Source organism: Daejeonella sp. (assembly GCF_044348475.1).
In the GTDB taxonomy this organism is placed as follows: Bacteria; Bacteroidota; Bacteroidia; order Sphingobacteriales; family Sphingobacteriaceae; genus Daejeonella.
The window spans coordinates 1-8,528 of sequence record NZ_JBIKSU010000076.1 but is presented as its reverse complement, the minus strand read 5'-3'; the positions used below and the strand labels follow the sequence as shown (position 1 = coordinate 8,528).

At 37.4% G+C, this 8,528-nt stretch carries 6 protein-coding genes; 4 read left to right on the top strand and 2 right to left on the bottom strand.

The window, feature by feature from the left end:
* From ACIQZ6_RS10660 to odhB, 3 genes are all read left to right on the top strand, one after another.
* A partial coding sequence (locus tag ACIQZ6_RS10660) for a DASH family cryptochrome (RefSeq protein ID WP_395810916.1) occupies window positions 1-770 on the top strand: 770 nt, incomplete at its 5' end.
* A 184-nt stretch (window positions 771-954) separates the two neighbouring features.
* Complete coding sequence (locus ACIQZ6_RS10655; RefSeq protein WP_395810914.1) at window positions 955-3,747, top strand: 2-oxoglutarate dehydrogenase E1 component; 2,793 nt, start codon at window positions 955-957, stop codon at window positions 3,745-3,747.
* A gap of 20 nt (window positions 3,748-3,767) precedes the next feature.
* Entirely contained in the window at window positions 3,768-4,979 is a 1,212-nt protein-coding gene (gene odhB, locus ACIQZ6_RS10650; protein WP_395810912.1) for a 2-oxoglutarate dehydrogenase complex dihydrolipoyllysine-residue succinyltransferase, read from the top strand.
* Between the two features lie 163 nt (window positions 4,980-5,142).
* Here the strand turns inward: odhB and ACIQZ6_RS10645 are convergent, their stop codons facing one another.
* Window positions 5,143-5,880, bottom strand: coding sequence for a head GIN domain-containing protein (locus tag ACIQZ6_RS10645; RefSeq protein ID WP_395810910.1), 738 nt, complete (start codon window positions 5,878-5,880; stop codon window positions 5,143-5,145).
* Window positions 5,881-5,975: 95 nt separating this feature from the next.
* Entirely contained in the window at window positions 5,976-7,613 is a 1,638-nt protein-coding gene (locus ACIQZ6_RS10640; protein WP_395810908.1) for a M1 family metallopeptidase, read from the bottom strand.
* Between the two features lie 142 nt (window positions 7,614-7,755).
* Here ACIQZ6_RS10640 and ACIQZ6_RS10635 point away from each other — a divergent pair.
* On the top strand, window positions 7,756-8,528 hold a 773-nt coding region (locus tag ACIQZ6_RS10635; RefSeq protein WP_395810906.1), incomplete at its 3' end, for a dihydrolipoyl dehydrogenase family protein.

The window sequence follows — 8,528 nt, the reverse complement described above, 5'->3', positions numbered from 1 at the left end:
ATTATTTCTGGACTTCGAATTCGGTAAAAACATATAAGCAAACCCGAAACGGTTTAATTGGAGCTGATTATTCTTCAAAATTCTCTGCCTGGATTGCCTTGGGATGTTTATCGCCACGCGAAGTATACTGGGAAATTAAAAAATACGAACAGGTACATGGAGCTAGCGATTCCACGTATAGTCTATTTCTTGAATTATTGTGGCGGGATTATTTCCGTTATATGTTTAAAAAATATGGAAATAAGTTTTTCCAGAAGGCAGGTTTTAAAGGTGTTGCACCAGATGAGGGCGAAAATCAAGTTGAATTTTTCAAGCTCTGGAAGAATGCCGAAACTGGTATACCGTTCATTGATGCAAATATGCGCGAATTGAATTCTACAGGATTTATGAGCAATAGGGGCCGTCAGAATGTAGCAAGTTTTCTTGTAAAAGACTTAAAAGTTAACTGGATGTGGGGTGCAGCATATTTCGAAGAGAAACTCATTGATTATTGCCCAGCAAATAATTGGGGTAATTGGGCATATATAGCAGGCGTGGGTAATGATCCCAGAGAATACAGGCACTTTAATGTGTTGAAGCAGGCCATGGATTATGATCCGCAGGGTGATTATATTCGTTTATGGATTCCTGAACTTGCCTCAATTAGTGCTACTCAAATTCATCAGCCCTGGAAGCTTTCAGATACTGAGCGTACTAAATCTCAACTGAAAAGCTATTTACATTCGCCTTCATATGCCCCTGAACTTGTAGTAGTTAAAGGAAATAAATAGAAAATTGTCATTTATTGAGTGTTTTTGACTGGATACAGTCTTTATTCTTGAACATTTTTTCTTAATTTTCACCTCTAGATTGTTTGCGTTAAAGTGCTGCTGCTAAATTTCAATTTAGGGCTCACTTTTTCACGATTCTATGCTTTAAATCTTATTTTTGAGTCGTAAAAGACATTGTTTTTAAATGAATAAATTATCATACCTAAGTAACGCTAATTCTGCCTACATCGATTCTCTCTATCATTCGTACAAAGAAGATCCCGATTCCGTAGATTTTGGATGGCAGAAATTTTTTGAAGGATTCGATTTTGGTCGTGGATCTGAGGCAGGAGTAGTAAGTGCTGAAACTCCTGACCACTTTTTAAAAGAGATAAAAGTTTTAAATCTTATTAATGGATACAGACAAAGAGGCCACCTGTTTACAAAAACCAATCCGGTTCGTGAGCGCAGGGCCTATTTTCCAGGTAAGGAGCTTGTTACCTTTGGTTTAGATGATTCTGACCTTGAAACTGTATTTAATGCCGGTGTTGAAGTTGGTATTGGCCCGGCAAAATTAAAAGATATACTTGCTCTTGTTGAGCAAACCTATTGCCAGTCAATTGGGGTTGAATATAAATATGTAAGAAATCCTGAAAAACTTAAATGGTTTGAGCTTAGAATGGAGTCTGAGCGAAATACACCTAATTTTGCTATCGAAACCAAAAAAAGAATCCTTGCCAAGCTGAATGAGGCGGTCGTATTTGAAAACTTTTTGGGAACTAAATTTTTGGGTCAGAAGAGATTTTCACTTGAAGGTGCTGAAGCAGTAATTCCTGCACTTGATTCAGTAATCCAGAAAGGTGCTGAACTTGGAATAGAAGAATTTGTGATCGGTATGGCACATAGAGGACGATTAAACGTACTCGCCAACATCATGCACAAAACCTACAAGGATATTTTCTCGGAATTTGAAGGTAAGGGCTTTGATGTGAATACTCCGTTTGGAGGCGATGTTAAATATCATATGGGATATTCAACCGACGTAAAAACCGACTCCGGAAAAAGTGTACATCTGAGTTTATGTCCTAACCCTTCGCATCTTGAGACCGTTGACTCGGTTGTTCAAGGTATGGTTCGTTCTAAAATTGACTTTAAGTACGAAGGTGGTTATAATCGCATTGCTCCAATATTAATACATGGCGATGCATCTTTAGCAGGTCAAGGAATAACCTATGAAGTGCTACAGATGGCTAAGCTTGATGGCTACAAAACAGGAGGGAGTATTCACCTGGTTATAAATAATCAGGTAGGATTTACCACTAATTACAAGGATGCTCGTTCTTCAACCTATTGTACTGATTTAGCAAAAGTTACTCTTTCGCCTGTATTTCATGTGAATGGAGATGATGTTGAAGCAATTGTATATGCAATCAATATGGCCGTTGAATATCGCCAAAAGTACCATAACGATGTGTTTATTGATATCTTATGTTACCGTCGTTATGGTCATAATGAGGCAGATGAGCCTAAATTTACTCAACCGCTATTGTATAAAGCTATTGAGACTCATGCAAATCCACGTGAAATTTACAACCAGAAATTATTAGAGCAAGGCACAGTTGATGCTAACCTTGCTAAAGAAATGGAAAAAGATTTCCGCGCATTACTACAGGAAAGATTAAATGAGGCCAAAGAAGATCAAACTTATTCTGCTGTGCATCAAATATTTGGAGGTTCTTGGAAAGGATTGAAGCTAGCAAAGCCGGGAGCAATTGCTATTCCTGTAAATACCAAAGTATCTTCAAAAACTATGCTTACACTGGCTAAAGCGATAAGCACTTTACCTACCAACAAAAAGTTTTTCAAGAAAATTGAAAAACTTTTCGATGAGCGCAGAAAAATGTCTGATTCCAAAGTATTTGATTGGGCAATGGGCGAATTACTGGCTTATGGTACTTTATTGCAAGAAGGTTTTAGAGTGCGAATAAGTGGCCAGGATGTAGAAAGGGGAACCTTTTCACACAGACACGCCGTACTAACACTAGAGGATTCTGAAGAAGAATACATCCCTTTGGCACAGTTAAACAATGACTCAGCCAAATTTGAAATTTACAACTCTCACCTTTCAGAATATGGTGTTTTAGGTTTTGAGTATGGATATGCCCTTGCCAATCCAATGGCATTGACTATTTGGGAAGCGCAGTTTGGTGATTTTGTTAACGGTGCGCAGATTATAATTGATCAATTCATTACCAGTGCAGAAACAAAATGGCAGCGATCAAATGGACTGGTTATGTTACTGCCTCATGGATTTGAGGGTCAGGGCCCAGAACATTCTTCAGGTAGAATAGAACGCTTTATGGAAGCATGTGCTGATGATAATATTCAGGTTGTTAATTGTACAACTCCAGCAAATTTCTTCCACGTTTTAAGAAGACAACTTAAACGCAATTTCAGAAAACCTCTTGTTGTATTTACTCCAAAGAGCCTCTTAAGAAGTGCTCAGTGTGTGAGTAAGCTAGAAGAATTTACTGATGGTAAGTTTAATGAAGTTATTGATGATCAATTTGTTAAAACAGCCGATGTAAAACGCGTGCTTTTCTGTAGTGGTAAAATATATTATGATCTTCTTGAAAAACAACAGACAGATAAGAGAAAAGATGTAGCAGTTGTTCGATTAGAGCAATTATATCCAATGCCTTATGATCAGCTTGAAGCAATTCAAAGTAAGTATAAAAATGCAACTGAATTTGTTTGGGTACAAGAAGAGCCAGAGAACATGGGTGCTTGGCCGTATATATCCAGAAAATTCCGAAATTCATCGTTAAATTTTGAGCTAATTTCGCGTAAAGAAAGTAGTAGTACAGCAACCGGTTATGCCAAACAGCATATTGCACAGCAATTGTATGTTGTGGCCTGTGCATTTGAATCAAAAACTAGCCCAAAAGATAAAAAACAAGTAAAAGCAGCAACTAAGAAAGTTGTTAATATTGACTAATAGTTATAACAAAAACCATTATGAGTTTAGTGATCAAAGTTCCGCCTGTAGGCGAATCTATTTCCGAAGTTACATTGTCCCAATGGATTAAAAAAAATGGCGACTATGTTGAAATGGATGAAGTAATTGCCGAATTGGAATCTGATAAAGCAACTTTTGAACTAACAGCTGAAAAGGCAGGCACATTAAAAACTATTGCCAATGAAGGAGATACTCTCCAAATTGGAGCACCTGTTTGTAGTATTGAAGAGGGTGGAAAACAAGCTGATACCAAGCAATCTGCGCCAAAAGCAGAATCAAAAGAAGCAGTAGTAAAATCTGAAGAGGTAAAAGCTAGTACTTATGCTGCTGGTGCACCATCACCTGCAGCTGCAAAAATTTTGGCTGAAAAAGGTGTTGATCCTGCAGAGCTTAAGGGAAGTGGAGTTGGTGGCAGATTAACAAAAGAGGATGCTTTAAAAGCAGAAGCCGGTAAGAAGGCAGATGCAACTGAAGCAACAAAAGCTCCTGCCTCTGTTTCTGCACCAGGTTCAAGAGTAGAAAGACGTGAGAAGATGTCATCACTCAGAAAAACTGTTGCAAAACGTTTGGTTAGTGTTAAGAATGAAACAGCCATGCTAACTACTTTTAATGAAGTAGACATGCAGCCAATCATGGATATACGTGCCAAATACAAAGATAAATTTAAAGAAAAGCATGGTGTTGGCCTAGGATTTATGTCATTCTTTACCAAAGCGGTTTGTGAAGCATTAAAAGATTTTCCATCAGTAAATGCACGCATTGAAGGTGAAGAGATTGTTTTTAATGATTTCGCGGATATATCCATTGCTGTTTCAGCACCAAAGGGTCTTGTTGTTCCGGTTATCAGGAATGCAGAAGCTATGACACTTGCTGATATCGAAGCATCAGTTGTGGCCTTAGCAGTTAAGGCTCGCGATAGTAAACTTACTTTGGAAGAAATGACTGGTGGTACTTTTACCATTACCAATGGTGGGGTATTTGGTTCAATGATGTCAACACCTATTATCAATGCTCCACAGTCTGCGATTCTGGGAATGCATAATATTGTTGAGCGCCCTGTAGCAGTAAACGGACAGGTAGTTATCCGCCCAATTATGTACGTGGCTTTATCGTATGATCACAGAATAATTGATGGACGAGAATCAGTAGGTTTTCTGGTACGAGTTAAACAGCTACTTGAAGATCCAACCAGGTTATTGTTAGGAGTATAATTCAAAGGAACGTTTTACGTTCAGAAATATAAATAAGAAGGCTGGCTCATTTAAAAATGAGCCAGCCTTCTTATTTATAAATACAATCTGTTTAAACGTCTTTTTTGTAATAGCCACCAATTAAGCCTGCCACTAAAAAATGCAGCCTTCTAAAATTGATTGCTTAGTATCTTGAAATACTTCCAGACCCACTTTTTGTATATTTAACGCTTGGGTTTCCACCGTATCGGATATTGCCTGAACCGCTAATAAGTGCTTCTAAATATTTATCGGCAGTAATTGTGATGTTTCCTGAACCACTAATTTTTACAGTTGAATTGCTTGTTTGAAGTTCTTTTCCTTCAAGATTTCCGGATCCGGCAATGGTTATTTTTGCATTTTCTGCCTTACCTTTTGCAATGATCTTTCCTGAACCGCTTATTATAGCAACAAAATTTTCTGCATCCATATTTTGTGATATGCTTCCTGATCCGCTGATCGTGTTTGTAAGTCCAGTAGATTTAACTGTGCCACTTACATCAATATCGCCAGAGCCACTAAGTGTAATTCCATGTAGAGTTCTGGCTTCAATATAAATAAAAACTTTTCCACCACTATTCCAGCTTCTCCAATTCATCTGCTTTTTATTGCGGATCTTTAAAATACCATTTTCAACCTTGGTTTCTATTTGGTTGATCATTTCTGAGCTGCCTTCTAAACGAAGACTTTCTTTATCGCCCATGGTAATAAATATAGTATAACTGCCTGATGATGTAATGCCTGAAAACCCAGAAACAGTTCGGCTTTCGTCTGATATGCTTGCATTGCTCTTAACTAGTGTGATCAGCGAATTGGCAATGGCAAGGTTTGCAGCGGTGGCCATTAATAAGGTAAGTACAAGGTATATCAGTGATTTTTTCATGTCTTTATTAATTTTTAAGCTATCAATTTCCTGTTAGGGTTCATTAAATATTAGACGCAAATTCTAAGAAAACGTTGCGTATCGTGATGTTTTTACTAAACTTCTTGAACCTTAATGTAGAAATTCTCCAGATCTGGGGTAAATACTGATTCAAGTCTAATCTTTTTCCATTCGGTTTCAGGTTTGATCCATTGATATTTTTTTCCGTTTTTTATCCTCACAGGCATATCAAAATTTTCAACATCTGCCTTCCAGCGATAAAGGGTCTGTTTCCCTTCAGTCTTAAATTCTAAGACAGGAATGTTGGCATATCGCAGGTACTGATCAAATAGTTTAGTTAGGTCTTTTCCTGATTTTTTATTGAGGTAATTTACTACATCTTCAGTAGTAGTTGTTTTAAGTCCAAATTCGCTGTTCAATCCTCGCAGTATTTCACGCCATTTCTGATCATTATCAATCAGGGTACGCGTCATATGAATCAAGTTTGCACCTTTATAATACATATCACCTGAACCCTCGGTATTAACTCCATATGGGCCTAAAATTGGTTTATCATTTTGAATATTTTTTCGAACACCAGCAATGTATTTAGCTCCAGCAGCTTTTCCATCTCTGCTTTCTACAAATAATGCTTCCGAATACATGGTGAACCCCTCATGAATCCACATATCGGCAATGTCTTTAGAGGTAATATTATTTCCAAACCATTCATGCCCGGTTTCATGTATAATGATATAATCCCATTTTAACCCCAGTCCGGTTCCTGAAAGATCGCGGCCCATGTATCCATTCAAATATTTATTACCATAGGCCACAGCACTCTGGTGTTCCATTCCCAAATACGGAGTTTCAATCAGCTTATATCCATCACGGTAAAATGGGTAGGCACCAAACCAATTTTCAAAAACATTGAACATTGGTTTTACATTGGCATTAAATTGTTTTTTTGCTTTTTCAAGATTCTCTTTCAAAACATAATAGTCAAGGGTAAGATTGCCATTCTCGCCAGTATATGAATCATCGAAATGCGCATAATCTGCCACATTCAGGCTCACATTATAATTATTGATGGGGTAAGACACAAACCAGTTGAAACGGGTATGGTCAGAATCAACATTTTGAATAGACCTAAGCCTACCATTACTCACATCCATTAAGCCTTTAGGTACAGTAATGCTGATCATCATGCTATCTACTTCATCAGATTGATGATCTTTATTAGGCCACCAGGAACTTGCCCCAAATCCCTGACAGGATACAGCTACCCATGGTTTACCCTGCGTGTCTTTTGAAAAGGTAAAGCCGCCATCCCATGGAGGCCTCACAGCGATGCTCGGATTGCCACTGTAAAATACAGTGAATTCATCTTGACTATCCTTTTTTATAGTTGATGGAAAATCAAGAAAAACGGCATTGAACTCTCTTTTAAATGGGATTTCTTGCCCATGATAGCTTATTTTTTGGATCTGAAGATTAGCAAAAAGATCGAATTGTAAGCGATTGAGGTCAGTTGTGGCTTTAAATTTGAAAAGATTCGATCCGCTAATAAATTTATTTTCAATATCAAGTTGAATGTTCAGGTGATAATATTGTACGTCATATGAGCTCCTTAAATCACTTAGCGTACCTCGTAATGTATCTGCTCTTGAATAAATTACTCCTGGTTTTTGAGAAAAGGAAACCGATGTGATCAGGCATAGCAGTACTGCAGTCAGAGCATATTTTTTTAACATATTGAATTTTATAATTGGATTCTCAAATCTAATTAAATAATATATACTAAATAAATGCATTTAAGAGGCTAAATTTTGATTTTCTGATTTTTTTAAGGGCCTATAATTAGTAACTTTGGGTAAATTTTAAAGATATTCTTACATGCAATTTGACGTAATAGTAATTGGTAGCGGTCCGGGTGGTTATGTTGCCGCCATACGTTGTGCCCAATTGGGTTTAAAAACAGCGATTATTGAAAAATACAATACTTTTGGTGGAACCTGCTTAAATGTGGGTTGTATACCTTCAAAAGCTTTATTGGATTCATCCGAGCATTATCATAATGCATTACATACCTTCAAAGAGCATGGAATAAATCTAAAAGATCTGTCGCCCGATTTGAAGCAAATGATTAAACGTAAAGATGAGGTTGTTGCTCATACTACGGGTGGGATTTCATTCCTAATGAAAAAAAATAAGATCAGTACTTTCCAGGGTATCGGATCAATGGTAGATAAAAATACGGTTAAGGTTACTAAAGCTGATGGAACTGCTGAGAGCCTAACTAGTAAAAATATCATTCTGGCAACAGGATCAAAGCCTACTGCTTTGCCATTCCTTAAAACAGATGGAAATCGTATTATTACTTCAACTGAAGCCTTGAATTTAAAAGAAATACCAAAGCATTTAATTCTTATTGGTGGAGGTGTTATTGGCCTAGAGTTGGGGTCTGTTTATGCACGTCTTGGCTCAAAAGTCACGGTAGTAGAATTCATGGATTCTATCATTGGAACAATGGATAAGAGCTTGGGTAAGGAGCTTCAAAAAGTTCTTGCTAAACAGGGGATGGAGTTTTTATTAAGCCATAAAGTTACCGGTGCAAGCGTTAAGGGATCGAAAGTGACCGTGAGCGCTGATAATGCTAAAGGCGAAAA